This window comes from Novosphingobium sp. BL-S-24, assembly GCF_055521575.1.
The window spans coordinates 244,468-269,309 of the sequence record NZ_CM145487.1 but is presented as its reverse complement, the minus strand read 5'-3'; the positions used below and the strand labels follow the sequence as shown (position 1 = coordinate 269,309).

Here is a 24,842-nt window from a genome sequence, read left to right as displayed (position 1 = left end):
GATGCAGCCTGTTCCCCTGATAGCGACATATCGCCTGCAACTGCGCAATGGCGTGGACTTGAACCGAGCGCGTAATCTGCTGCCTTGGATCAAAGAACTTGGCGCGAGCCATCTTTACCTCTCCCCGCCATTCCAAGCCGCAAAAGGGTCGACTCACGGCTACGACGTGATTGACCCCACACAGATCGATCCGGTGTTGGGCGGGCAGTCGGCTTTTGAGGAACTGAGTGCGGCGGCGCACGCGTCCGGCATTGGTATCGTCGTAGACATCGTTCCCAATCACATGGGCTTCACGCCGGAAAACCCTTTTCTTGCCGACGTCCTTCGTCACGGTCCGGATAGCGTGCACGCCCGCGTGTTCGACATCGATTGGAAGAGAATGGAGCGCACTGGAGCACGGATCCACTTCCCGATGCTCGATGCCTCCCCAGCAGCTCTACTTGCCGATGGCCAGATCGCCATTATCGGAGACCCGGACAATCCGGCTCTGACAGTATACGATCGCCGGTTCCCACTCCGGCAAACTCAGCTCTCTGCCTATCTATGCGGTGTTTCGCGAACGCTGAACGAGGAGAGATTCCAGGAACTTCTCGCCGAACAACACTGGTCCCTGGGTCATTGGCGAGACGACGCGGGCGACATCGTCCACCGCCGCTTCTTTAACATCACTGATCTCATCGGGGTGAGGCAGGAAGATACCGAAGTATTCGCCCTCACTCATCGCTGGATAATCGATCAGGTATCAGCCGGGCGCATTCAAGGTCTTCGTGTTGATCACATAGATGGATTGGCGCAACCGGGCAAATACCTTGATCAACTGCGGGAAGCCGTTGGCGACACACCGATCTGGGTCGAAAAGATCGTGAAAGCCGGTGAAAATATTCCAGCGTCTTGGCCGATCGAGGGGATGAGCGGCTATGAGTTCATGAGCCCGGTCACGCGCCTGCTGGCGCGACCGAATGGACTGGAAGCGATGCGCCTCGCCGCAAAGGACGCGGTGCCCTTGTCGACCAAGCAGGAAGTACGGAAGGTTCGTCAGGAGCTGCTCCGGAACGTCTTTGCCCCAGAAGTTGCGAGGGCAACGGATGAAGCCATGACGGCACTGGCTGCTCTGGAAACCGGGCGCGGGGCGGTTGTGGAGGCGGTCAAACAGCTAGCCACCATCTGGCCAGTTTATCGCTCCTATGCTGCGGACCGTTGCCAGCTGTCTGAATTGATCTTCGATGCAATATCGACATGTGACGGAAATCAGCCGACGCAGGATATTCTAAATCTCCTTCGTTCACCCGACGAAGCACTGGCGCGCACATTCGTCGCGCGGTTCGAGCAGCTCACTGGTGCGCTGACGGCGAAGTCCGAGGAGGACACTGTCTTCTTCCGCAGCATCGGTTTCCTGCCTTTTTGCGAGGTTGGATCGGAACCTGATCTCTCTCCAATCGACGCTTCCATATTTCAGGCCGAAATGGTCGAGCGGGCGGCGCATACTCCTTTCGCGCTTAATGCCCTCTCCACGCATGATACAAAACGATCGGCGGATGCTCGCGCAGTCATGCTGGCGTTGACCTTTTTCCCGGATCTCGCCCGGTCGCTGTATGCGGAAGGGGTTGCTAGGGCCAACGCGGCTGGCATTTCGCCACGCTGGGGAATCTACGCCGTACAGACAGCGCTGATCATGAGAGAACAGGATGATGCCCATGAGCGGATCGCCGACCACATCGCCAAGGCGATGCGGGAGGCGAAGGATCTGTCGACGCATGAAGATCCTGCGGTCGAGCATGAAGCTGCCGTCGCCCAGCTGACCCAAGAATTGCTTGGGTCGCTGGCCGATGGATCACTGATGGATGAGGAGACGACCCACGCATTCGAGCGAACCGTGGAGGAGGTCATTCTCGTACAGGTAGCGCTGCAACTAACCGCTCCCGGTGTTCCGGACATCTATCAGGGCACGGAAGTGGTGGCGATCGCCCTAACCGACCCGGACAATCGCAGGCCCGTGGATTGGGAGCGCTTTGAATCAAGGGCTGGGTCACTGGCATCGCTTGACGAACGGAAGCTGGCGCTGACCCGCGAACTACTGGCCGAACGTCAGGCGAGGCCGCGCCTTTTTACTCACGGCACCTACCGGCTTATACCCACCGACGCCGGATGGATGATCGAGCGGGATTTGGATGGCGAAGCGTTTTCTTATCCTATCGACCTGACGGATGGCGCCATTACGGCCGGCAGACTAGAAGCAAAAGCTGCCAAAGGTCCGCTTTCCTAATCGTCGTACCAAGGATGAACCTTTCGGCAATGGAACCAGTGTGAACGGGGGTGGTTGGGATACCGATGCCTATCGAAACTGTGCCCTACTGTGGTGCTGCGCCGCTGCCCACTGACATATTGTCGCGATGGAATTTCGATCCGACGCTGCTCGTGGTCATTGCCATCGCGTTGGCGGGAATATGGGCGGTTGCAGACCGCAAGAGGCCACTGATGGCCGGCTTCGGGGTTCTCGCGGTTATTTTCATATCACCGCTATGCGCAATGGCGTCGGCCTTGTTCGCAGTTCGAACGGTGCACCATGTTCTTCTGATATCTGCTGCTGCACCGTTGATCGCTCTTTCTATACCGAGAAAAACCGGCGGATTGGCCGTCTGGACCGCTGTTCATGCGCTCGTGCTATGGGGGTGGCACGCCCCGGCCGCCTATGCCTATGCCCTGCAGAGCGATCTGGTATATGCCGCGATGCAGATCACGTTGTTAGGTTCGGCTATCGGCCTCTGGCGAGCCGTATTGTCAGCGACCGCACCGGCTGCAGTGACGGCGCTTCTCGCGACGATGATGCAAATGGGCTTGCTCGGTGCGTTGCTGACATTCTCGGGTTCCGCCATCTACCAGTATCATTGGACCACCACCGCCGCGTGGGGGCTTTCCCCACTTGAGGATCAGCAATTGGCGGGTCTGGTGATGTGGGTGCCAGGCGCGGGGGCATATCTCCTCGCTGCACTGAGCATCGCCAGCAAGTGGTTTGCGAGCGCGTCGCGCGAGCGCCCGGGCTTGCCTGCATCATGATCAAGTCTATCCAGCGCTGGGCGGCAAAACATACGTCGGAGCGGCGTTACTCGCCCGTCGGGGTCGGCTTCCACTGGATCATGGCTGGGCTTATCACCTTCCAACTCTACTGGGGTTGGCACATGGGCCAGGTTCCGGTCGGGCCTGAGAAAGTAGAGGGGTTCCGGCTTCATTCGGAACTGGGCCTGCTCATGCTGGTGCTTGCAGGCATGCGCCTATTGTGGCGGCTGATCGTCCCCGGACCGTTGAACGATGCGGACAAGTTGGGCTGGCAAACCAAACTTGCCTACCTGACGCATGCCTTGTTCTACACGTGTTTCTTCGGCCTGCCGCTGAGTGGGTGGGCGATGTGGTCAGCCCTTGGGGATGGCTCTCCTCTAAGCCTGGCGGGCGTTCCCTTTCCGCAAATGCCTTTCCATGATGTGCCGATCGCCATTCAGTGGGCAGTGCTCGACTGGGCGGAAGGGATACATGCGCTATTGGTGATCTGCCTTCTCGTCATGGTGCCGCTTCATGCGGGCGCTGCCTTGAAACACCACTTCTGGGACAAGCACGACGTGCTTATCGGGATGCTCCCGGAATTGGAGACGGACGAGGCGGGGGATACGATGCCCCGACATGGTCTGCCAGGGACCTGATCTCTTCCTCACTCAGTGCCCGGCTGACGGCCAGCATTTCCCTCATTCCATCACCGTGCCGTTTACCGGATCGCCACGCTTCGATCTGAGACCTGACGTAGGCTGACGATTGCCCGGCCAGCGGCGGGTTTGCAGCGTCGCGGCCCTCGCCATTCACGCCGTGACAGGAAGCGCATCTGCTGGCGTATATTGGTGATGTATCGGGCAGCATCTTCCCCGTCGCCGGTAGGCCAGCGTAATAGGCGGCAACCTTGGCGCGATCATCGCCGCTCAATCGCCGGACTATCGCGCGCATTTCCTTATGCTCGCGGCGGCCGTTGACATAATCGTCCATCTGCCGATGGAGATACCCCGCATCGAGGCCCGCCAATCGAGGGGCAAGGCGTCCATCGCCTTCTCCGTTAAGGCCATGGCAGGCCACGCAGGCATTCGCCGCTCCGCCATCGCCACCGCTAAAGGCTATTACCTCACCGGTAGTGCGAAAGGCCGGGTTGCCGCCATCGGCGCCGCAACCCGACAAAACCAGAGCTAGTACAGGGACAAATCGGTGCATCGCTGACGGAACCATCGCCCTAACCGTCTGTTCCCCAACCGATGCACGAACACAGGACGGGGGTACTTTTCGCCTTGATGGCCACGCTTTCGCTTGCCGCGTGCGAGGATGTGAAGATCGCGCCGAATGGTGCGGGCGAGGGTGTCGTCGCGCGGGGGAAGCTGGCGGCGCAGCGTTTGGGGTGTGGTTCCTGCCACACCATCCCGGGTATATGGCCGAGCGGAACGACAGGGCCAGCCCTCATTTCCCTGTCGGATCGCGGGCTTATCGCCGGCAAACTGCCAAACAAAGCTGACGCTCTTGCAGCTTACATCTTCGATCCTGCCGGGACCGTGCCTGATACGTCCATGCCCAGGGTTCCGATGACGAGACAAGACGCCAGCGACATCGCCGCTTTTCTGCATAGCACCAATGCCCGCTAAGGATGATCTCAAGGCGGTGCTGGGTGGCTGGCCACCTGCGGTCCTGGACCCTGCAGGCCCCTACGCCGAACCGGTAACCTTGTTGTCGTGGGTGCTGCTGGTCGGAGGCACCATCATCCTCCTGATCGTACTGGCCGCCTTTGCGATTGCGCTTTGGGGCAGCGCCGGTTTGCGCAGGAAACTGGGCGGTGACCGGGCGATTTGGATCGGTGGGGTCGCTTTTCCGGCAGTCGTGCTGACGGCGCTGCTTGTCTGGGGCCTATGGCTCACCGGAGACTTGGCGGCAAAGGCGGCACGCCCCGGCGAAATGCGCATTCGCGTCACGGGCGAGATGTGGTGGTGGCGGGTCGCTTATCTGGACAACGGCGGAAGGCCGGTCATGCAGGACGCAAATGAACTGCACGTTCCCGTTGGTCAGTCCGTTCTGATCGAGCTGGATTCGGCAGACGTCATTCACAGTTTCTGGGTGCCTCGATTGTCCGGCAAGGTCGACATGGTGCCGGGGAGACGCAACTTGCTGCGCATCCAGGCCAACCAACCCGGCACCTATGGCGGGCAATGCGCCGAATATTGTGGCGGTCCCCATGCCCTTATGGGCTTTGCCGTCGTGGCCCACACGCCCGAAAGCTTCGCCGCATGGAAAGCGAGCCGCCTGGCGCCATCCAGAACCGCAGCGCAGCCTTCTAAAGGCCAGCAGATATTCCTGACGAGCGGATGCGCAGCCTGCCACGCTATTGCGGGCACTCCCGCCCGTGGTCTGGCCGGACCGGACCTGACCCACGTGGGATCGCGTCGGACTTTGGGGGCCGGGATCCTTCCCAATAACCGGGGTACGCTGGCCGGCTGGATTGCCGATAGCCAGACGATCAAGCCGGGCAATCGCATGCCTAATTACAAGCAGTTCAGCGCCGAAGAACTGAACGCCGTTGCCGATTATCTGGCCTCCCTGAAATGAAGTCGGAAACCGGCTTCGATCATGACCTGTTCAAACGCTTCCCTACTCGCGAGCCAAGGCCCGAAGGCGAAGAGGAAGAACTGAAGCGCATTTGGTGTGCTCCCAAGGGTTGGGAGTACCTGACGGTCGTCAACAACAACTACGTTGGCATCTATTATCTCGGGACGGCCTTCCTTTTCTTCCTTCTGGCAGGAGTGCTGGCGCTTCTGATGAGGGTGCAGTTGGCAGCGCCGTTGATGGACGTGCTGCCGCAAGCGACGTACAATCAGGTCTTCACCATGCACGGCACGGTGATGATGTTTCTTTTCGCAGTGCCGATGGTGGAGGCGGCTGGCGTCCTGCTATTGCCGCAGATGCTAGCGGCCAGAGATCTGCCCTTCCCGCGCCTTTCAGCCTACGCGTTCTGGGCCTATGCCGTGGGCGGACTGTGTTTCTTTGGATCGCTGTTCATCGGGCTGGCCCCTGACGGTGGCTGGTTCATGTACCCGCCATTGACGTCGAAAGCCTACTCGCCGGGTATCAATACCGACTTTTGGCTGCTCGGCATCGGCTTCATCGAAATCAGCGCCATCGCCGGGGCAGTGGAAATCATCGTCGGTGTGCTTAGGCACCGTGCGCCCGGCATGAGCCTGGATAAAATGCCGATCTTCGCGTGGGCGATGCTGGTATTCGCGGTGATGATCATCATCGCATTCCCCAGCGTGATCCTTGCCACGTTGCTGCTGGAGATCGAGCGCGCGTTTAACTGGCCGTTCTTCGATGCCACTCGCGGTGGCGATCCGATGTTGTGGCAGCACCTGTTCTGGTTTTTCGGCCACCCCGAAGTCTATATCATCTTCCTGCCCGCCGCCGGAATGATGAGCATGATCATCCCCACCGTCGCCCGCACCGAGCTGGTCGGGTACAAACTGATCGTCCTGGCAATGATCGCAACGGGATTCATCAGCTTTGGGGTCTGGGCGCACCACATGTTCGCCACCGGGCTACCCCCCATGACGGCGGGGTTCTTTTCCGCCGCATCGATGGCGGTCAGCCTGCCCGCCGGTATTCAGGTGTTTTCGTGGATTGCCACATTCGCAGTGGGCAAGCCTCGGTTCAACGCGCCCGGTCTGTTCGCGATGGGCAGCGTGGTCATATTCGTCACCGGCGGCCTTACCGGAGTGATGGTGGCGCTTGTTCCATTCGACTGGCAGGCGCACGACACGTACTTCATTGTCGCACACCTGCACTATGTACTTATAGGTGGCATGGTATTCCCGCTCTTCGCGGCGATGTACTACTGGATACCGATGGTGAGCCGACGCGCCCTTTCGGAAAAGTGGGGCCGCTGGGTGTTCGGGCTGATGTTCGGCGGAATGAACGTGGCCTTCATGCCGATGCATCTGGCGGGGCTGATGGGCATGCCGCGCCGGGTGTACACCTACCTTCCGGGCAGCGGATGGGATGCACTCAATCTGATCTCCACCGTCGGTGCTTTCGCCTTTGCCCTGGGCGTTCTGGTCTTTCTGATCGACATGGCGCGCAATTTCAGGCTCGCGCCCGATGATGGGGAGGCGGGCAACGTCTATGGTGCGGGCACTCTGGAGTGGTTGCCCACCGCCTTGTACTCCACCCGTTCTATACCGGTTGTAAAAAGCCGCGAGCCGCTGTGGGACGATCCAAAGATCTGCGATGAGGTAGAGCAAGGCCGCTATTTCCTTCCCCGCTCTGCAACCGGGCGACGCGAAACCATCGTGACCAGCCCGCTACTCGCCGAGCCGCAATACGTGCAGATCATGCCCGGCCCATCCGCCTGGCCGTTTGCAGCGGCGATCTTCACGGCCGGCTTTTTCCTCGCGCTGACCGTGAAGGCCTATCTCTTCGCGCTGGTGAGCGGCGTGCTGGCGGTCGTCGGTGTGCTGCGGTGGATGTCGGAAACCGACCTGCCGGTCGCCGAGCATGAGGTGGACATCGGCGCCGGAATACGAGTGCCTACGTACGTGACGGGGCCGCAGACCCATAGCTGGTGGGCGATGACGATCGTCATGATCGTGCTCGGCATGATTTTCGCGATGGCCTTGTTCAGTCTCGCCTTCCTGTGGAGCAACCAACCCACTTATTGGGTCGCTCCACCGGCGCTGACCGGCGTCCTCCCCATTGCTGGGGGGTATGGAATTGTCATTGCCACGGCCCTAGCCACTCGGGTTCTTCATCGGCGGGGAAAATCGTGGGCCGTGGTTCCTTCAGTCATCGGCGCGTCTATTGCCGTCGGCGCGCTATGGCATGACATCGCGACATGGCAGACCGTGCTTGCCCCCCAAACCAGCGGACAAGGCGCTGCCGTGTTCGCGATCCTAGCCCATCAGGGGCAAGTTGCCGCCATTGCGATGCTGATGGCGCTATATCTGGGGTGGCGCAAACTGCGCGGCGTCATCGTCGACGAACGCAGCAATACACTGGACCTCACCTGCCTGTTCCTGGGCTATACGGGTGCACAAGGATTGATCGGCTCAGTCTTCGCGCGGGCGATTGGCGCATGAAGACCTGGGCCATCCTGCTGGGCGGGCTGCTGGTGTGGACGGTGCATTTCTTCGGCCTGTATGGAATCGCGGAATTCGCCCCCTCCCCCCCGCTTACCTTGGTTCTGACCATTGCGTGCCTGATTGCCGACGGCGTTCTGCTGATGCAGGCGTGGCGACTGTCCAGCGAAGATGCGTTTGCAGCCTGGCGTAGATCGACAGCGTTGGGCGGAGTGACGCTCAGTCTGCTCGCGGTATTCTGGCAGGCGCTGCCGCCCTGGTTCGACTAACCCCATCAGGCGATCTTCTCCAGGCCACGGCACCAATATCGGCCGGGGGTGTTACAGTACGAAATGTCGGCCCGACCCGGGCAGCATCAACTCGTGAGGCAAGATCATGAGCATCACCGTCAATGGCCGCGCCGTATCCGCTCCGACAGATCCCCGTGTGTCACTTCTCGATTTGCTCAGGGAGCATCTGCATCTGTCCGGCACGAAAGTCGGCTGCAACCAAGGAGCTTGTGGCGCTTGCACGGTACTAGTCGACGGCGAGCGTATTCTGTCCTGCCTGACGTTGGCGGTTCAAGTGGAAGGCCGCAGCGTCACCACTATCGAGGGGCTGGGTACGGTCGATGACCTGCACCCCCTGCAGGCAGCTTTCATTGAGCACGATGGCTTCCAGTGCGGATACTGCACGCCGGGGCAGATTTGCTCGGCCATCGGGATGATGGAGGAAATCCGACGGGGTGTTCCCAGCCACGTCACCGACGACCTGACGACAGCGACCATCGACCTTTCACGGGACGAGATGCGCGAGCGGATGAGTGGAAACCTCTGCCGTTGCGGCGCTCACAACGGCATCATGGACGCGATTGCCGATACTTTCTCTGCCCAGCGAGTGACGGAGGACGCCCGATGACTCCATTCAGCTATCAGCGAGCGGACGACATCACCGACGCCATCGAACGCGGCTCATCGTCCGATGCCAAGTATCTGGGTGGCGGCACCAATCTGGTCGACCTGATGCGCGAGACGATCGAGCGCCCCGCCTCTCTGGTGGATGTCAGCGCTCTGTCCCATTCGATCGAAGCCAGTTCCGATGGCGGATTGATCATCGGTGCGGGCGTGCGAAACACCGCTCTGGCCGAGCATCCCGAAGTCCGCCGTCGATATCCGGCCCTATCCCGCGCCATCGTGGCTGGGGCGAGCGCGCAGATACGCAACATGGCGACGGTTGGGGGGAACCTCCTGCAACGCACGCGATGCTCGTATTTCTATGACGATCAAGGCTCTCGCTGCAACAAGCGTGTCCCCGGTCAGGGGTGCGACGCCTTGGAAGGGTTCAACCGCAACCACGCTATTCTGGGAGCGTCTTCGGCCTGCGTGGCTGTCCATCCTTCCGACATGGCCGTCGCCATGCTTGCTTTCGACGCCATCGTTCACACTGAGAGCAAAACGGGGCCGCGATCCATCGCTCTGCAGGATCTTCATCGCCTGCCCAGCGACCGCCCTGACATCGATACCCTGCTGGAAGCCGGGGAGTTGATCACCGCGGTCGAACTTCCACCGCTATCGCTGGCAGGCCGTTCCACCTACCGCAAGGTGCGCGACCGTTCGAGCTACGCCTTCGCCCTGATCTCGGTCGCGGCGGGCATGGACATCGCGGACGGTCGGATCACCGACGTCAGGATCGCGTTGGGTGGCGTCGCGCACAAGCCCTGGCGAGCAGCGCGTGCCGAAGAAGTGCTCAGGGGAAGCGCGCCAACGGCGGAGGCTTTCGCGGCGGCTGCCGAGGCAGAACTGGCAGACGCGAAACCGCTAAAAGACAATGGCTTCAAGGTCGAACTGGCGCGCCGCACGATCGTCGCGGTACTTGGCGAACTGGCGGGAGAGAACGCATGAGCATTTTCGAGGAAGCCAAGCAAGCAGCCCAGGGCGCAGTGCAAGGGGTCATGGCAAAAGCGATCGCCATGGCGCCCGACGGGTGGATACCCGGTGGTGAGCCGGACCCGCTGATCCAATCCCGGCACGGCCACGTCGGCAAACCCATATCGCGCATCGATGGTCCGCTGAAAGTGTCGGGCACAGCACCGTTTGCTGCCGAGTTTCCGCTGCAAGGCATGGTGTATGCCTCTTTGGTGTTCAGCACTGTGCCGAAAGGCCGGATCACGCAGATCGACACTTCGCAGGCCGAAACTGCACCGGGCGTGGTTACGGTGATGACCTACCATAACGCGCCGAGGGTAGCCCCGCCGCCAGTCTTCATGTCCAAGGCGAAAGCGGCCGGAGGCGATACGTTGCCGGTGATGCAGGAGCCGCGGGTGTACTGGAACGGCGAGCCGGTCGCGGTGGTTCTGGCTGACACGCAGGAGCAAGCGGATCATGCCACCTCTCTGGTCCGTGTTACCTACGAGAGCGAGGCAGCGCAGACGGACCTTGATGAGGTGCGCGGCAATGCCAAAGTCGCGGTGTTCATGGGCGGCGCCCTGCACGACAAGAAAGGCGATGCCGACGCAGCGTTCGCCGCTGCGCCTGTTCAAGTGGACTTGCGATACCTTACCCCGCGACACAACCACAACGCGATCGAACTTCATGGCGTTACCGTTGCATGGATCGGAGACACTCTGCGCATCCATGATGCGTCGCAGCTCGTTGCTCACGAAGCATGGTCGATCGCGCAGATGTTCGGCATGGACGAAAAGAAGGTCGTCATCACCTCGCCCTTTGTGGGGGGCGGGTTCGGCGGCAAATGCATGTGGCAACATCAGGTTCTGGCGGCGATGGCTTCCAAATTGTCTGGTCGTCCGGTCAGACTGGCCCTGTCACGCGAGGGTGTTTATCGCGTGGTCGGAGGAAGGTCACCCACAGAACAGCGCGTGGCGTTGGGCGCGGATCAGGACGGCCGTCTCAAGGCGCTCATCCACACGGGCCTCACGATAAAAACGGCGACGAATGTCATGCCGGAACCGTTCATCATGGCCTCACGCAGCGGCTATGCTTCCGAAACGATGAAGCTGGAAGTTCAGGCGACTGAACTGGACATGCTCTCCAACACGTTCATGCGTGCGCCCGGCGAGTCGGTCGGCACGTTTGCGCTGGAAAGCGCAATGGATGAACTGGCAGAGAAACTGGGCATTGATCCGATCGAGCTTCGGATACGCAACGAACCCGAAGCGGATCCCCTTACCGGCCTGCCCTTCTCATCGCGCAATCTGATCCAGGCCTGGCGGGATGGCGCGCGCAAATTCGGATGGGACAAGCGCAACGCGTCGCCCGGCGCCACTCGAGATGGAGAATGGCTTGTCGGCATGGGCTGCGCGGCCGGCACGTATCCTTATTATCGCATGCCCGGCGGCGCGGCGCGGATTACGCTGACGGTGGACGGCAAAGTCAGCATCGACATTGCGGCGCATGAAATGGGCATGGGTACCTCGACGGCCCAGACCCAGGTCGCGGCGGAACGCCTGGGCCTGTCGATGGAGGCGGTGACGTTCAACTATGGTGACTCGACCTTGCCGGGGACGGTGCTTGCCGGAGGATCGCAACAGACCGCATCCATCGGTGCCTCCGTCAGCGCCGCCTATTCGGTTCTGATCAAGGAATTGCTGAAGATTGCAGGCAATGATTCCCCGCTTGCGGGACTGAAGCCTGACGAGGTTGTCGGCCGTGACGGGGGGCTGTGCAATGTCGCTGATCCCCGCCAGCACGAAAGCTATGCGTCCATCCTTGCCCGCGCCGGTCGGGGCACGCTCAGCGCGGAATCGGAAGCGCCGATGCCGCTCGAAACGCAGCACTGGTCCATGCACAGTCATTCGGCCATGTTCTGCGAAGTGCGGGTGAACGCAATCACCGGCGAACCCCGCGTCAGCCGGCTTCTCGGCTCGTTCGACTGCGGCCGCATCCTTAATCCGAAAACGGCGACCAGCCAGTTCCGCGGTGGCATCATCATGGGTCTGGGGATGGCGCTGATGGAGGAGACTCAGTTCGACAAACGGAACGGCAGGATCATGAACCCCAGTCTGTCCGAGTATCATATCCCGGTACACATGGACGTGCCGGAGATCGACGTGATCTGGACCGATATCGCCGATCCGCATACGCCGATGGGCGCGCGAGGCATCGGCGAAATCGGTATTACTGGAACGGCTGCGGCAGTCGCCAACGCGATCTACAACGCGACGGGCAAACGCATTCGAGACTTGCCGATCACGCTGGATAAACTGCTTTAAGACGTAGCGTATCCCTCAGGCACGCCGACGATTGCCGTCAGGCACCAAGACGAGGCGCCGGGCCGCGTCGATGATCCTTTGTACCGAAGGATACACCGGAGCATCGGCGTGTGGGCTGGATGGAAGGTGGCTGTCGAACGTCGTCACCCGAACGATCGGCGCCCGCAACGCATCGAATGCTTCTTCCGCAATGGTCGCCGCGATTTCACTGGCGGCCGAACAGGTCTTGTGGGCCGGATCCACGCATATTGCCCGTCCGGTCTTCCGCACGGAATTAAGGATCAGTTCCCGGTCGAGTGGAACCAGTGTTCGCGGATCCACTACTTCCAGCGATATGCCCTCGGCGCCGAGCGTGTCGGCGGCTCTGAGAGCAACGTCTACAGCACCGGCAATAGCGACCACGGTTATGTCCGCTCCTTCGCGCCTGACCTTTCCGACGCCAAGCGGGATCACGAAATCCGGATCGTCGGGCACATCCGATGTCATTGTCCAGCAGGATGAATCCTCGAACGACATCACCGGGGAATCGTCCCTGATCGCGGCTTTCAGGAGGCCTTTCATGTCGTAGGCCGTGGAAGGCGCAATGATCTTCAGGCCCGGCATGTTCATGAAGATCGAATACGGGCGATCGATGAGCGCCGTTGAACCGGCATTGGCGTAGAACAGGCACGACCGGATGACGAGTGGCAGTTGAGCATGCCCCCCGTAGATGAATTTCGACTTCGCGATGATCGAAAAGATCTGATCCATTGAGGGAAACAGGAATGACGCAAGGGTGGCGTCAACGATCGGTCGCATCCCGGCCATCGCCGCACGACCCGCCATGCCTATGAACCCGTTTTCTTCGTGCGAATTGTCCCGCACCCGGCGCTTGCCGAACTTTTCGACGAACCCTTCGACCGTGCCCATGCCATTGGTGATCATGTCCTGACCCATGATCAGGACTTTGGCGTCACGCTCCATTTCTTCGGATTGGGCCTGGTGAATGGCTTCGAGATAAGTGATCGTCGGCATCAGGGCGGCTGTAGCCACCAATGCGGCAGCGCGCGAGCGTTGACTGGACTTCGCGAATGACAGCGCCTATATACCGACCGGTATGAAATGTTCAGAAACCTCTGGGGGAGTGACAGCGACGCGGGGCCGCCCGCGCGAGTTCGATCCTGATACAGCGCTGTCCGCAGCGCTTCGGGTGTTCTGGACGCGCGGCTATGAAGGCGCGTCGATGGCTGAATTGACCGAAGCCATGGGCATCACCAAGCCCAGCCTCTACGCATGTTTTGGCAACAAGGAAGCGCTGTTCCGTAAGGCGCTGGACTTATACGAGCGCGACAAGCTCGACTATATCGGCAAGGCGCTGGAAGCCCCTACCGCACGGGGAGTTGCGGAGCGTCTGCTACGGGGAGCGCTGGCCACGCATTGCGGGTCAAGCGATCCGCACGGATGCCTCGGCGTGATCAGCACCGTCGCCTGCACCAACGAGATCGATTCGATCCGTGAGCATGTCGTCGCGCGACGGGCTTCGTCGGAGGCGGCATTGGTCGATCGCTTTGCGCGTGCCAGAGCCGAGGGCGACCTGCCCGACCATGTCGATCCCAAATCGTTGGCGTGCTGCATAACGACCATGCTGCAGGGGATGTCCGTAAAAGCTCAGGGCTGTGCTTGCCCGAGCGAACTGCAGGGCACGGTGGATACGTTCCTCTCTTTCTGGCCCAGTCGCTAAGGGGCGTGGCCGTTCAGGATCAGTGCGATCCGCGGCGTTCAGTGAGCCGGTAAATAATTTACCGGGCGGTACAGAAACCGCATTGACCTAAACACAGCCTGAATATATACCGCTTGGTATAGAAGAAATCCGGTCGAATCGCGAATGACATTCGGGTTCGGCGGGGCTCTTCAACGCTAGGTCAAAAGCCGGCGTTCGCAGCCGCTTGTCTTTTTCCGACGGGCGACGGTCATTGAACTGAAGGTATCTGCCGACTGGAAACTACTGTTTCCAGTGCCGGGCAGACGCAACTTAATTCCACCCTTCCGGCGCCCCCCCCGCGCCGGAAGTCGCCCCGGTGCGCGCTTTTCCCCATCCAGGTGCGTGCCGGGGCATCAATTCCTGCAGGAGCCCGTCATGGCCTTCATCGATTTTGCAGACACCACCGCCCAGTTACAGCCTGCGGCCATCAAGGCGCCGCGGATCGAGGCATTGGCTTCGTCCAGGCCGATGTTGTCGGCGCTTGAGCACAGGATCATAGACCTGGCGCGTCAGGATGGCTTGGCGACACTGCGACCCTTGAAAAAGCGCGGCTGGCTTCTGCGCCTGATCCTTGGCCCCACGCCGCCATCCGCCATGCTTGCCAACGAGCAGTTGGAAGCCCTGCGTCGTCTGGCCGTGATGGCCTGGCACCATGGCTACACCCTTCCCGTCTCCGCCGTAAAGGAAGCGCACCGTGCCGGCCACAGCGAGGCCAAGATCGGCGCCGTCATCGACATTATCGGGCGTGCCCGATCGCCCTTTCGAAGGATAGCGGCATGAACTATCAGACTTCTCTGGAAATACCGTCGGAATACGCCCGCGATCCCAGGGTTCGTACGGAGACATCGGCAAACCGCCGCCGTCTGCCGATAGCGATGGGCGCACTGGCGTTCGTGGCCATAGCCGGCTTCGGTTGGAAGTTCCTTGCGCAGCCCGAACCGGCGAGCGCGTTGCCAACAGCCGCGATCGTCCAGACCGCGCAACCGCTGGTCCGTGATGTGACGCAATGGGACGACTACGTCGGACGCTTCGCACCGAGCCGCAGTGTGGAGGTTCGCCCTCGTGTATCGGGCGCGATCACCCAGGTCCTGTTCAAGGATGGCGACTATGTGCAAGCCGGGCAGGCCCTGTTCGTGGTCGATCAGCGCCCGTACCGCGCGGCCCTTGCCGAAGCGCAGGCTGATCTCGCTTCGGCAAGGGCGGCGCTTTCTCTGGCGCGGTCCGACTATGCACGGGTTGCGGGGCTGAGCGGCGATGAAGCCATGGCTGCCAGCGAGGTCGATCAGTTGCGCTCACGCGTCCGCGCGGCTGAAGCGGCATTGGCCGGCGCACAGGCGCGGGTCCGCACCCGCTCGCTGGACGTGGAATTCGCGACGGTACGCGCGCCGATTTCGGGCCGTATCTCAGACAGGCGAGTCGATCCGGGCAACCTTGTGTCGGGCGACAACGGGGCCAGCGCGACGCTGCTGACGACGATCAACGCAGTTGATCCCATTTACTTCACGTTCGACGCATCAGAATCGCTTTTCCTCAAAACTCAGCGAGATCAGGCAACAAGCCGCGATCCGGCCGGTGTGGAAGTGCGCCTTCAGGATGAGGCGGACTATCGCTGGAAGGGCCAGCTGGACTTTACGGACAACGCGTTGAACCCCGGTTCGGGAACGATCCGCGTTCGTGCCAGCCTGCCCAACCCGGACGGGTTCCTGACACCAGGCATGTTCGGCAACATGCGTCTGTCCAGTGGTGGGACCGTGAAGGCCATGCTGGTCCCGGACGCGGCCGTTCGCTCGGACCAGACCCGCAAGGTGGTGATGGTGGTCGGCAAGGACGGCACCGTATCGAGCCGCCCGGTCGAGACCGGCCCCCTCATCGGCAACCTGCGGGTGATCCGCAACGGACTGCGACCCGACGATGCCGTGGTCATCTCCAACTATCAGGCCGCCGTCGCAGGGAGCCATGTACAGGCAAAGGTTGGCAAGATCGAAAGTGCCCGGATCGACGCGGGGCCGCCTCCCGCTGCCCCGTCAGCCTCACAGGCGACGATGGCCGACTGATCCTTCGAGTTCTGGCGCGGGTCATCCGTTATGATGATCCGCGCCGCCATTCGATACCCGATACCAACCCAATAGCGCCCATGTGCGCGCCGGACGTTCATGCTGTGCAGGCATCACCCTGCGCATGGTCCGACGCGCGCCCAGCAGAGGCTTCGCACCATGCGACTTTCCCGCTTTTTCATCGACCGCCCGATTTTCGCCGGGGTCATCGCGGTGATCATCACTGTGATCGGCGCGCTGGCTTTCTTCGGCCTGCCGGTCAGCCAGTACCCCGACATCGTCCCGCCCACTGTTACCGTCAGCGCGCAGTATCCCGGTGCCTCCGCTGAAACGGTCGCCAGTACGGTCGCCGCCCCGATCGAGCAGGAGATCAACGGCGTTGACGACATGCTGTACGTGGATTCCCAATCCACCGGCGATGGTAAAGTCACGATCACCGTTACGTTCAAGGTCGGCACTGACCTGGATGCCGCGCAAGTCCTGGTGCAGAACCGCGTAGCTGTCGCCACACCGCGCCTTCCCGAGGAAGTACAACGTCTTGGCGTCGTCACCCGCAAGACGTCACCGGACTTCCTGATGGTCGTCAATCTCCAGTCGCCGGACGGGACATACGATCGCAATTACCTGTCGAACTACGCACTGACCCAAGTAAAGGACCGGCTGGCCCGAGTCGAAGGCGTCGGCGACGTCGTCATGTACGGCGGGCGCGACTATGGCATGCGCATCTGGATCGACCCCGGCCGTGCGGCTGCCCTGAATCTCACCGCTGGCGAGATCGTCGCTGCGCTGCGTGCGCAGAACGTGCAGGTGTCCGCTGGATCAATCGGCGCACCGCCGTTCGACAAGGGCAACGCCTATCAGGTCGGCGTCGAACTTCAGGGCCGTCTGGCAGAACCCGACGCTTTCGCCGACATCGTCGTGCGCACCGATGCGGACGGCCATCAGGTCCGCGTGCGTGATGTCGCTCGGGTGGAATTGGGCGCGCAGGACTACAACACGAACACCTATCTGTCGGGCAAGCCCACCGTCGTGATGGCGGTTCTGCAACGCCCCGGCTCCAACGCCCTGGAATCCGCCAAGGCCGTTCGCGCGGAAATGGACACGCTGGCCGCCAAGTTCCCCAAAGGACTGGAATACTCGGTCATCTACAACCCTACCGAATTCATCGGGCAGTCCATCGACGCCGTGTATCACACGCTGTTCGAAGCGGTGATCCTGGTCGTGCTGGTGATCCTGGTGTTCCTGCAGAACTGGCGCGCGGCGGTAATCCCGATCATTGCCATTCCGGTCTCGCTGATCGGCACGGCGGTGATGCTGGCGGCGGTCGGCTATTCACTCAACAACCTGTCGCTGTTCGGACTGGTTCTGGCGATCGGCATCGTCGTCGATGACGCGATCGTCGTTGTGGAGAATGTCGAGCGATACATCGAGGAAGGTCTGACCCCACTTGAAGCGTCGCGACGGTCCATGGATGAAGTATCCGGCGCGCTTGTGGCAATCGTGCTGGTATTGTGCGCGGTGTTCGTGCCGACGCTGTTCATCGACGGAATTTCCGGCCAGTTCTACAAGCAATTCGCGGTAACCATCGCCACTGCCACGGTAATCTCGCTGGTACTGTCGCTAACCCTGTCGCCCGCGATGGCCGCGATCCTGCTGAAGCACCGCGAACGCGTTGCCGGTGACGCTCCGCGCTGGCGCCAGTTCCTGCAATCGGGAGCAGACCGCTTCAACACCGGCTTCGATCGGATGAGCGATGCCTATGCTCGGTTGACCGCCCGGCTGGTCGTTCTGCCCGGACGGATGATGGCAGGCTATGCCGCACTGATCGCCGCGACTGTTGGTCTGTTCTGGGTGACACCTACGGGTTTCGTGCCGCAGCAGGACCAGGGATACTTCATGGCCGCCGCGTTCCTTCCTTCCGGCGCTTCGCTGGAGAGGACGGACGAGGTGACGCAGGATATCGCCAAACGCCTGCTGCCGATCAAAGGTATTCGCGGCGCGGTGATGTTCGCAGGTTTGCATGGTCCATCGCGCACCGCCGCCCCGGATGCCGCCGCCATCTACTTCCCGTTTGAATCGTTCGAGAAGCGTAAGGAATTGGGAGTTACGTACGCCCAGATCATGGCGCAGGCGCAGGAGGCGATCAAAGGATACGACAAGGCCTCAATCTTTCTGCTTCCGCCGCCGACCATCAACGGCATCGTGCCCGCCGGCGGCTATCGTATGATCGTGGAGGACAACGAAGGCCGCAGCTATTCCGAGCTTGCACAGGCAACCGGCGGCATGCTCGCCAGGGCCAATCAGGAGAAAGGGCTGCAACAGGTCTATACCCTGTTCGACCAGAATGCCCCGCGCGTGTTCGCCGATGTGGACCGTCGCAAGGCCGACCTTCTTGGCGTACCGCCGGAGCGCGTTTTCGAAGCACTCCAGGTCTACCTCGGGTCTGCCTTCGTGAACGACTTCAACCTGTTGGGCCGTACCTATCGCGTCACGGCGCAGGCCGATCAGTCCAATCGCGGGTCCGTGGCTGACATCGCCAATCTGAAGACACGGTCCAATTCCGGCGCGATGGTGCCGCTCGGCTCGGTCGCGACGTTCGAGGACAAGACCGGACCTTACCGCGTCGTGCGCTACAACCTCCACCCCGCCATCGAAGTGGACGGCAACGTCGCTCCGGGCTATTCGACCGGCCAGGCGCTGGCGACGATGGAAAAAGTCGCGACGGAAACCCTCCCCTCGGGCTACGGCTTCGAATGGACCGGCATCGCCTATCAGCAGACGACCGCAGGCAATACCGCAGCCGTGGTCTTCGGCATGGCCGTGCTGTTCGTGTTCCTCGTCCTTGCGGCGCAGTACGAAAGCCTGACTCTGCCGCTGGCGATCATCCTGATCGTGCCGATGTGCCTGTTCGCGGCGATGGCCGGTGTGAACCTGCGCGGGATGGACAACAACATCCTGACCCAGATCGGCCTGGTCGTTCTGATCGCTTTGGCGGCCAAGAACGCGATCCTAGTGGTCGAGTTCGCCAAACAGGCGGAGGAGGAACACGGCATGTCCACCGTCGATGCCGCCGTCCACGCCGCAAAGACACGCCTGCGCCCCATCCTGATGACGAGCTTCGCCTTCATCCTGGGTGCCGTGCCTCTGGTGATCGCGCAAGGCGCGGGCGCTGAACTGCGCCAGGCGCTGGGCACGGCGGTGTTCTTCGGGATGACCGGCGTTACCGCGTTCGGTCTGCTGTTCACACCCACGTTCTATGTCGTGTGTCGCAGCCTGGGTGACAAGCTGGCTCGCCGTCGCAGCTCGCACGGCGACGCCCATGCGCTGCAGCCTGCTGAATAAGGAAATCGTGTCGATGGAAATGAAGACACTGGCGGCACTGCTGGCCGCCACCGCCCTGTCGGCCTGTGCGGTCGGCCCGGATCATATCGCGCCCACCCCGCCGCCCACTGCGCAAGGTCCATTCGTTGGCGCCCAGTACGTGCACGTCAGCGAAGCATCGCCGCAAGACCAGTGGTGGCACCTTTATGACGATCCTATGCTGGATCGCCTGGTGACCGATGCGCTGGCCGCCAACACGGATGTCCGCGTTGCCGTCGCTCGCATCGAACGAGCGCGGGCATCGCTGCGCGGGTCTCGATCACAGGCACTGCCGTCGACGCAGATCGACGGATCGGCCACATACGGCCAAGTTTCCGAAGCGCAGGCGCTGCCCGGCTTCGACCGTGAAGGCCGGCGCGTGGACGCCGGGCTGTCGGTCGCTTATGAAATCGATCTGTTCGGCAGGGTCAGCCGCGGGATCGAAGCCTCGCGCGCGGATCTCGCGGCCGCTCAGGAAGACGCGGATGCCGTGCGGGTCACCGTGGTCGCGGATACTGTGCGCGCCTACGTCGATGCGATCAGTGCTGGCGAGCAGATCGACGTGGCGCAGCGTACGGTCGATCTGCTTGCCCGATGGGAACGGATCACCAACACCCGTTTCGAAAGGGGCCTCAATCAGAAACTCGACGTAATCCGCATCACTCAACTGCGCGAAGCACAGGCTGCCCTGCTCCCGACCTTGCAAGCCCGGCGCGAGGCGGCGCTGTTCAGGCTTGCGGTGCTGACCGGGCGCACGCCGCGGGAACTGCCGGACGCCGTGATTGCCCGCACCACCACGCCGAGAGTGGAGCAGCCTATTCCCATTGGCGACGGCGCCATCCTGCTGGCACGTCGGCCGGACGTAAAAGCTGCGGAACGCCGGCTGGCTGCCGACACGGCCCGCATCGGCGTCGCCACCGCCGACCTCTACCCCCGCATTTCGCTCGGCGGTTCGGTTGGCACGACCGCTGTCGGCGCCACCGATATTCTGGGGGGTGGCCCTTTGCGCTGGCTCCTGGGCCCGCTGATATCGTGGGCCTTCCCAAATCAGGAGGCCATTCGCGGACGGATTGCTGCCGCTCGGGCCGATGCCAAGGCGGATCTTGCGGCATTCGACGGCAGTGTCCTGCGGGCGTTGGGCGAAACCGAAACGGCGTTGTCGGCCTATCGCAACGCGCTGGTGCGACAGGAGCGCCTCGACGCTGCCCGCGATGCCGCGAACCGTGCAGCCAATGTCGTGGTGGCACGACAGGCTCGCGGCCAGATCGACGCGCTGGCCGCTCTGGATGCGCAGCGTACCCTCGCGCAAGCAGATACCGATGCGATTGCGGCGAGAAGCGCAGTCGCGCTGGCGCAAGTCGATCTGTTCCGCGCGCTTGGTGGCAAATGGTGATTTAGTATACAAATGGCTCTTACGGCGCGGATGACGCCTTGTATACAAATTTCAATATTGGTGGTTTAAGGTCAAGAGGTCTGGATGGCGTCGCCGTGGCTTGCCTTTCGGTCAAGCGCAGCTAGGTGCCGCCAATGTAGTTTTAGGTGCCATGGAAGAGAACCGTGTCGAAAGCCAGTGATCGCGCTTATGTCGAACTGCGTGGCCGGATCCTTTCCGGCGAACTGGCGCCGGGTTCGCAGTTGAAGGAAGAAGAACTGGCAACCCTCTGCGGGGTATCGCGGACCCCCGTTCGCGATGCCATCCGCCGGTTGGAAACCGACTTGTTCGTCCGGCGAACCGACAGTCAGCGATCATTCGTGGCTGAATGGACCACGGACGATATCGAAGAAGTCTTCACCTTGCGCGGCATGCTCGAAGGCTATGCGGTGCGCCGCGCCGCAACTCGCGTCGGCGACGGACATATCGCGCAATTGCACGAAATCAATCGCTTGCTGCGCGATGTTCTGGAAGCACCGGAACTCGACGTACAGGCGTTCCTCGCCGCCAATTCCCGTTTTCACTCGCTGATCCTGGAAATCGCTGCGTCAGACCGGCTGGCCGCGCTGCTTGCCCGTCTCGTGATGCAGCCGGTCGTCCAGCAGACGGCGCTGTCATACAGCCGTGAGCAGCTGGAACGCAGTTATCTAGAGCATACCGAGATTACTGCGGCGCTGGAAAAGGGCGATCCGGATTGGGCGGAGGCCTTGATGATCGCCCACATCCGTCGCGCCCTCCACGCTCGTCGCGCGCCCGCAGCTAATCCCCTAGCATAACGTGGAGGGAGGCCCCGGCGCATGGCCGGGGCGCAACCATCAGATCGCCTGGCGGGCCTGCAACGCGGCGATCTCTTCGTTGGAAAGTCCGAGCAACTCGCCATAGACTTCGGCGTTGTGCTGGCCGATTTCCAGCGGGGCCGGTTCGCGAACCGACGAGGGCGTGTCAGAGAATTTGGGGAACGCGTTCTGCATTTTGAACTTGCCCCACCGCGGATGCTCCATGTCTACCAAAGCATCGCGCGCCGCGAAGTGAGGGTCCGAAAGCATTTCCGGCGCACGATAGATTTTGCCGGCCGGTACGGAAAATTCGATCATCTTCGCTTCAAGCTCGTCGACCGTCAGCGTCCGGGTCCATTCGGCGATGATGTCGTCCAGCTCACGCAGGTTGTTGCCGCGCGCGACGTGAGTGGCATACCGCTCGTTGGTAGCGAGGTCTGGACGGCCCATCGCATCGCAAAGGCGGCGGAAAACCGCGTCCTGGTTGGCCCCGATCAGGTACTCGCCGTCCTTGGTGGGATAAACGTTGGACGGCGAAATCCCCTCAAGAATGGAGCCTGAACGCTGACGAATATGCTCCGACACCATGTATTCCGGCACCAGGCTTTCCATGACCTGCAGCACCGCTTCGTAGAGGGCGCTATCGACAACCTGGCCCTTACCGGTGCGTTCGCGAGCATGCAGCGCAGCCAAAGCGCCCATGCACCCATACGTCGCGGCCAGGCTGTCCCCGATCGACACACCCATACGGCTTGGCGCGCGATCGGGATCGCCGACGATATAGCGCCATCCGCCCATCGCTTCACCGATGCCGCCGAAGCCCGCGCGCGTGGAATAGGGACCGGTCTGGCCATAGCCCGAGACGCGTACGATGATCAGGCGGGGATTGATGGCATGCAGCGCATCTGGGCCGAGGCCCCACTTTTCCATCGTTCCCGGCTTGAAATTCTCGATCAAAATATCGGCGTGCGCCACCAGCTTGCGAACGATCTCCTGTCCTTCGGCAACGCGCAGGTTGACGCTGACGGATTTCTTGTTGCGGGCAACGACTTCCCACCACAGCTTCGCTTCACCATGGCCCCAGTTGCGCATGGGATCGCCGCCGCCTTTGCCATCGACATGGGGCGGCTCGATCTTGATGATTTCGGCGCCCATGTCGCCAAGAAGCTGTCCGCAGAAAGGACCGGCGATCAACTGGCCCAGCTCCAGTACACGGATTCCCTGAAGGGCGCCTTCGTTCTTCATCTCTTGTCCCTGTGTCATGCCTGCGCTTCGATCTTTTGGGGGAAATTGCCGGCACGGCTGACCATGGCCGGCAAGGGCTTTTTCATGATGGTCTCCAGCCAGGCGGCGTGCTCGATCGTGCTCGACAGATCATAGCCGGTATCGATGCCAGAGCGCTCCAGCATATAAAGCAGATCTTCCGTGGCGATATTGCCGGTAGCGTTCGGCGCGAAAGGACATCCGCCGATGCCACCTAATGCTGCATCCAGCGTGGACGCCCCTGCCTCCACCGCCGCCCAGGCATTCGCTATCCCGGTGTTGCGGGTATTGTGCAGGTGGACCCGGATGGGAATGCTGCCGACGGCCTCTGCCACCGATTTGACCAGGCGCGAGACTTGCGCCGGAACAGCGACGCCGATCGTGTCGGCCAATGCGATTTCCCGCGGGTTCGCTTCCGCCAGGCGACGGGCCATGGCGACTACTCGATCCGGAGAAACCTCGCCTTCGAATGGGCATCCGAAAGCCGCGCCTATAGTAACCTGACCGCCCTTCCCCGCAGCAATTGCGTTGCGAACAATCGCGGACGCGACTTCTACCGATTCGTCACTGGTCTGGCCCTGGTTGCGCATCGCAAAGCTGTCGGTCGAAACGCAGACGGCGCCCGCTTCGTCGATGCCTGCCGCCAGCGCACGATCAAGCCCTCGCTGGTTTATGACCAGGCCGATGTACGTCACGTCATCTCGCTTGGGCAGCAATGCGACAAGCTCGTCAGTGCCCGCCATCTGCGGCACTTTCTTGGGATTGACGAAGCTGCCGACCTCTATCCGGCGCGCACCGAAATCAATGGCGCGACGGACCAGTTCCGCCTTGTCCTCCAGCGAAATCAGTATCTTCTCGTTCTGCAAACCATCGCGCGGTGCGACTTCGACAATCTCGACCACGGAAAACCTTCCTGCGATAATCGACGCATGCCCAGCTAAAACCGGGTATACCCATATAGTATACATAATTGATAGTGGATATATGATGACGTTGCAAGAAGGCCTTTAAACTCCAGGGATCACGATCTCGTCGCCGAATTCCTGTATCCTGATGCTGGAAAAGTTGGCGTTTAAAACTCTTCGAGCAGCCGCCCCATACCGGCAATCTTGTCGGTGATGCCGAGCGCACGCAGGCCGTGCCAGTATGTAGCCGTATTGATCGCGATAACGGGCTTGCCGAGTTTGGCTTCGTATTCGGCAGCCAGATCGACCATCGACAGGTTCGTACCGACTTGCAGGATTGCGTCCACATCGTCGCCGTCCAGATCGGCAATCACGCCGCGAAGCGTGTCGGGCGTGACTTTGGCAATGTCGGTCCAGCGCTTGCATTCCAGAGGAATATCTTTTTTTACGTCGAACCCGGATTCGTCGAGAAATCGACGTACTTCGGCGTTCGCGACCGGGTAGTAAGGGGAAACGAAACTGACCGATTTCACCCCGTACGCATGGAGCGCTGCAGCAACAGATTCGGCACCCGTCGAAGCACCGACACCGGCGACATTCTCAACCTGCTTCTTCCAAGCCCGGCTACCTTCCACGCCACCATAGAAAGTGACAGCAGACATCCCAAGCACGAGATAGTCCGGGCGACAGGTCATCACCGACCGCACGGCATCCAGCGTATTCTCGGCGATTGCCGTGGTACCCGCGATGAAGTCCTCGTTCGTCAACGCGACCGGATCTTCGACATGAATGCGCGAAACGTGATTTGTCACCCCTTCCGGGCGCATCCGCTCCATGTCGGGCTGCACGACCGTGTTGGTAGACGGCGCAATTACGCCGAGCAATTTGCGCCAACCAAGAACGTCACCCATTACAGTACTCCATTTGCCGGCCCTACGGCCACGCGAACTGATTGGCGCAGAT

Annotated in this window: 21 protein-coding genes; 16 read left to right on the top strand and 5 right to left on the bottom strand. The window is 61.4% G+C overall.

Features of this window, described 5'->3' with window-relative positions; translation table 11 throughout:
* Position 1 precedes the first annotated feature (1 nt).
* The 3 genes from treY (at position 2) to ACZ1JM_RS01030 (ending at position 3,692) form a co-directional block, all read left to right on the top strand.
* Entirely contained in the window at positions 2-2,263 is a 2,262-nt protein-coding gene (gene treY, locus ACZ1JM_RS01040; protein WP_465132247.1) for a malto-oligosyltrehalose synthase, read from the top strand.
* A gap of 65 nt (positions 2,264-2,328) precedes the next feature.
* Positions 2,329-3,054 (top strand): cytochrome c oxidase assembly protein, encoded by a 726-nt coding sequence (locus ACZ1JM_RS01035; protein WP_465132246.1) that lies wholly within the window; start codon positions 2,329-2,331, stop codon positions 3,052-3,054.
* Positions 3,051-3,692: a cytochrome b gene (locus tag ACZ1JM_RS01030; RefSeq protein WP_465132245.1), complete on the top strand. Its 642-nt coding sequence runs from the start codon at positions 3,051-3,053 to the stop codon at positions 3,690-3,692. Before ACZ1JM_RS01035 ends, ACZ1JM_RS01030 begins: the two co-directional genes overlap by 4 nt.
* Here the strand turns inward: ACZ1JM_RS01030 and ACZ1JM_RS01025 are convergent.
* The gene (locus ACZ1JM_RS01025; protein ID WP_465132244.1) at positions 3,616-4,245 is read right to left on the bottom strand and encodes a c-type cytochrome; all 630 of its coding nucleotides are present in this window, start codon (positions 4,243-4,245) and stop codon (positions 3,616-3,618) included. The two genes, ACZ1JM_RS01030 and ACZ1JM_RS01025, sit on opposite strands and share 77 nt — an antisense overlap.
* A 77-nt stretch (positions 4,246-4,322) precedes the next feature.
* On the opposite strand from ACZ1JM_RS01025, the gene ACZ1JM_RS01020 reads away from it, so the two are divergent.
* From ACZ1JM_RS01020 to ACZ1JM_RS00990, 7 genes are all read left to right on the top strand, one after another.
* Complete coding sequence (locus tag ACZ1JM_RS01020; protein WP_465132243.1) at positions 4,323-4,667, top strand: c-type cytochrome; 345 nt, start codon at positions 4,323-4,325, stop codon at positions 4,665-4,667.
* On the top strand, positions 4,657-5,622 hold the full coding sequence (gene coxB, locus ACZ1JM_RS01015) for a cytochrome c oxidase subunit II (RefSeq protein ID WP_465132242.1): 966 nt from the start codon (positions 4,657-4,659) through the stop codon (positions 5,620-5,622). The genes ACZ1JM_RS01020 and coxB overlap by 11 nt, the downstream gene beginning before the upstream one ends.
* Positions 5,619-8,141, top strand: coding sequence for a cbb3-type cytochrome c oxidase subunit I (locus ACZ1JM_RS01010; protein WP_465132241.1), 2,523 nt, complete (start codon positions 5,619-5,621; stop codon positions 8,139-8,141). Before coxB ends, ACZ1JM_RS01010 begins: the two co-directional genes overlap by 4 nt.
* Positions 8,138-8,410 (top strand): hypothetical protein, encoded by a 273-nt coding sequence (locus ACZ1JM_RS01005; protein WP_465132240.1) that lies wholly within the window; start codon positions 8,138-8,140, stop codon positions 8,408-8,410. Before ACZ1JM_RS01010 ends, ACZ1JM_RS01005 begins: the two co-directional genes overlap by 4 nt.
* A 106-nt stretch (positions 8,411-8,516) precedes the next feature.
* On the top strand, positions 8,517-9,038 hold the full coding sequence (locus ACZ1JM_RS01000; RefSeq protein WP_465132239.1) for a 2Fe-2S iron-sulfur cluster-binding protein: 522 nt from the start codon (positions 8,517-8,519) through the stop codon (positions 9,036-9,038).
* Positions 9,035-10,021 (top strand): FAD binding domain-containing protein, encoded by a 987-nt coding sequence (locus tag ACZ1JM_RS00995; RefSeq protein ID WP_465132238.1) that lies wholly within the window; start codon positions 9,035-9,037, stop codon positions 10,019-10,021. The genes ACZ1JM_RS01000 and ACZ1JM_RS00995 overlap by 4 nt, the downstream gene beginning before the upstream one ends.
* Positions 10,018-12,348, top strand: coding sequence for a xanthine dehydrogenase family protein molybdopterin-binding subunit (locus ACZ1JM_RS00990; RefSeq protein WP_465132237.1), 2,331 nt, complete (start codon positions 10,018-10,020; stop codon positions 12,346-12,348). The genes ACZ1JM_RS00995 and ACZ1JM_RS00990 overlap by 4 nt, the downstream gene beginning before the upstream one ends.
* 15 nt (positions 12,349-12,363) lie before the next feature.
* Here ACZ1JM_RS00990 and ACZ1JM_RS00985 read toward each other — a convergent pair whose 3' ends face one another.
* Complete coding sequence (locus ACZ1JM_RS00985; protein ID WP_465132236.1) at positions 12,364-13,362, bottom strand: alpha-ketoacid dehydrogenase subunit beta; 999 nt, start codon at positions 13,360-13,362, stop codon at positions 12,364-12,366.
* 82 nt (positions 13,363-13,444) lie between these two features.
* On the opposite strand from ACZ1JM_RS00985, the gene ACZ1JM_RS00980 reads away from it, so the two are divergent.
* The 6 genes from ACZ1JM_RS00980 to ACZ1JM_RS00955 all read left to right on the top strand — a co-directional run bounded on the left by ACZ1JM_RS00980 (position 13,445) and on the right by ACZ1JM_RS00955 (position 21,711).
* A complete protein-coding gene (locus ACZ1JM_RS00980) occupies positions 13,445-14,068 on the top strand; it encodes a TetR/AcrR family transcriptional regulator (RefSeq protein WP_465132235.1) in 624 nt (207 codons plus the stop codon).
* A 396-nt stretch (positions 14,069-14,464) separates the two neighbouring features.
* On the top strand, positions 14,465-14,869 hold the full coding sequence (locus tag ACZ1JM_RS00975) for a hypothetical protein (RefSeq protein WP_465132234.1): 405 nt from the start codon (positions 14,465-14,467) through the stop codon (positions 14,867-14,869).
* Positions 14,866-16,143, top strand: a complete 1,278-nt coding sequence (locus tag ACZ1JM_RS00970; RefSeq protein WP_465132233.1) for an efflux RND transporter periplasmic adaptor subunit — start codon at positions 14,866-14,868, stop codon at positions 16,141-16,143. Before ACZ1JM_RS00975 ends, ACZ1JM_RS00970 begins: the two co-directional genes overlap by 4 nt.
* Before the next feature lie 159 nt (positions 16,144-16,302).
* Positions 16,303-19,485: an efflux RND transporter permease subunit gene (locus ACZ1JM_RS00965; RefSeq protein ID WP_465132232.1), complete on the top strand. Its 3,183-nt coding sequence runs from the start codon at positions 16,303-16,305 to the stop codon at positions 19,483-19,485.
* 13 nt (positions 19,486-19,498) lie between these two features.
* Entirely contained in the window at positions 19,499-20,896 is a 1,398-nt protein-coding gene (locus ACZ1JM_RS00960; protein ID WP_465132231.1) for an efflux transporter outer membrane subunit, read from the top strand.
* A 164-nt stretch (positions 20,897-21,060) separates the two neighbouring features.
* Positions 21,061-21,711 (top strand): GntR family transcriptional regulator, encoded by a 651-nt coding sequence (locus tag ACZ1JM_RS00955; RefSeq protein ID WP_465132230.1) that lies wholly within the window; start codon positions 21,061-21,063, stop codon positions 21,709-21,711.
* A 39-nt stretch (positions 21,712-21,750) separates the two neighbouring features.
* Here ACZ1JM_RS00955 and ACZ1JM_RS00950 read toward each other — a convergent pair whose 3' ends face one another.
* The 3 genes from ACZ1JM_RS00950 to ACZ1JM_RS00940 all read right to left on the bottom strand — a co-directional run bounded on the left by ACZ1JM_RS00950 (position 21,751) and on the right by ACZ1JM_RS00940 (position 24,790).
* Positions 21,751-22,974 carry a CaiB/BaiF CoA transferase family protein gene (locus ACZ1JM_RS00950; protein WP_465132229.1) on the bottom strand — a complete coding sequence of 408 codons (1,224 nt, stop codon included), beginning with the start codon at positions 22,972-22,974 and terminating at the stop codon, positions 21,751-21,753.
* Positions 22,971-23,876, bottom strand: a complete 906-nt coding sequence (locus ACZ1JM_RS00945; RefSeq protein WP_465132228.1) for a hydroxymethylglutaryl-CoA lyase — start codon at positions 23,874-23,876, stop codon at positions 22,971-22,973. The genes ACZ1JM_RS00950 and ACZ1JM_RS00945 overlap by 4 nt, the downstream gene beginning before the upstream one ends.
* Before the next feature lie 170 nt (positions 23,877-24,046).
* Positions 24,047-24,790, bottom strand: a complete 744-nt coding sequence (locus ACZ1JM_RS00940) for a maleate cis-trans isomerase family protein (RefSeq protein WP_465132227.1) — start codon at positions 24,788-24,790, stop codon at positions 24,047-24,049.
* Positions 24,791-24,842: the final 52 nt, after the last annotated feature.

Excerpts from the sequence above, each read along its gene's own strand:
- ACZ1JM_RS01035 (WP_465132246.1), top strand. The coding sequence starts at position 2,329 with ATGCCTATCGAAACTGTGCCCTACTGTGGTGCTGCGCCGCTGCCCACT.
- ACZ1JM_RS00980 (WP_465132235.1), top strand. The coding sequence starts at position 13,445 with ATGAAATGTTCAGAAACCTCTGGGGGAGTGACAGCGACGCGGGGCCGC.
- ACZ1JM_RS00960 (WP_465132231.1), top strand. The coding sequence starts at position 19,499 with ATGGAAATGAAGACACTGGCGGCACTGCTGGCCGCCACCGCCCTGTCG.
- ACZ1JM_RS01000 (WP_465132239.1), top strand. The coding sequence starts at position 8,517 with ATGAGCATCACCGTCAATGGCCGCGCCGTATCCGCTCCGACAGATCCC.
- ACZ1JM_RS00950 (WP_465132229.1), bottom strand. The coding sequence starts at position 22,974 with ATGACACAGGGACAAGAGATGAAGAACGAAGGCGCCCTTCAGGGAATC.
- ACZ1JM_RS00990 (WP_465132237.1), top strand. The coding sequence starts at position 10,018 with ATGAGCATTTTCGAGGAAGCCAAGCAAGCAGCCCAGGGCGCAGTGCAA.
- ACZ1JM_RS01010 (WP_465132241.1), top strand. The coding sequence starts at position 5,619 with ATGAAGTCGGAAACCGGCTTCGATCATGACCTGTTCAAACGCTTCCCT.
- ACZ1JM_RS00985 (WP_465132236.1), bottom strand. The coding sequence starts at position 13,362 with ATGCCGACGATCACTTATCTCGAAGCCATTCACCAGGCCCAATCCGAA.
- ACZ1JM_RS01025 (WP_465132244.1), bottom strand. The coding sequence starts at position 4,245 with ATGCACCGATTTGTCCCTGTACTAGCTCTGGTTTTGTCGGGTTGCGGC.
- coxB (WP_465132242.1), top strand. The coding sequence starts at position 4,657 with ATGCCCGCTAAGGATGATCTCAAGGCGGTGCTGGGTGGCTGGCCACCT.
- ACZ1JM_RS00965 (WP_465132232.1), top strand. The coding sequence starts at position 16,303 with ATGCGACTTTCCCGCTTTTTCATCGACCGCCCGATTTTCGCCGGGGTC.
- ACZ1JM_RS00995 (WP_465132238.1), top strand. The coding sequence starts at position 9,035 with ATGACTCCATTCAGCTATCAGCGAGCGGACGACATCACCGACGCCATC.
- ACZ1JM_RS01030 (WP_465132245.1), top strand. The coding sequence starts at position 3,051 with ATGATCAAGTCTATCCAGCGCTGGGCGGCAAAACATACGTCGGAGCGG.
- ACZ1JM_RS01005 (WP_465132240.1), top strand. The coding sequence starts at position 8,138 with ATGAAGACCTGGGCCATCCTGCTGGGCGGGCTGCTGGTGTGGACGGTG.
- ACZ1JM_RS00975 (WP_465132234.1), top strand. The coding sequence starts at position 14,465 with ATGGCCTTCATCGATTTTGCAGACACCACCGCCCAGTTACAGCCTGCG.
- treY (WP_465132247.1), top strand. The coding sequence starts at position 2 with ATGCAGCCTGTTCCCCTGATAGCGACATATCGCCTGCAACTGCGCAAT.
- ACZ1JM_RS01020 (WP_465132243.1), top strand. The coding sequence starts at position 4,323 with ATGGCCACGCTTTCGCTTGCCGCGTGCGAGGATGTGAAGATCGCGCCG.
- ACZ1JM_RS00970 (WP_465132233.1), top strand. The coding sequence starts at position 14,866 with ATGAACTATCAGACTTCTCTGGAAATACCGTCGGAATACGCCCGCGAT.
- ACZ1JM_RS00940 (WP_465132227.1), bottom strand. The coding sequence starts at position 24,790 with ATGGGTGACGTTCTTGGTTGGCGCAAATTGCTCGGCGTAATTGCGCCG.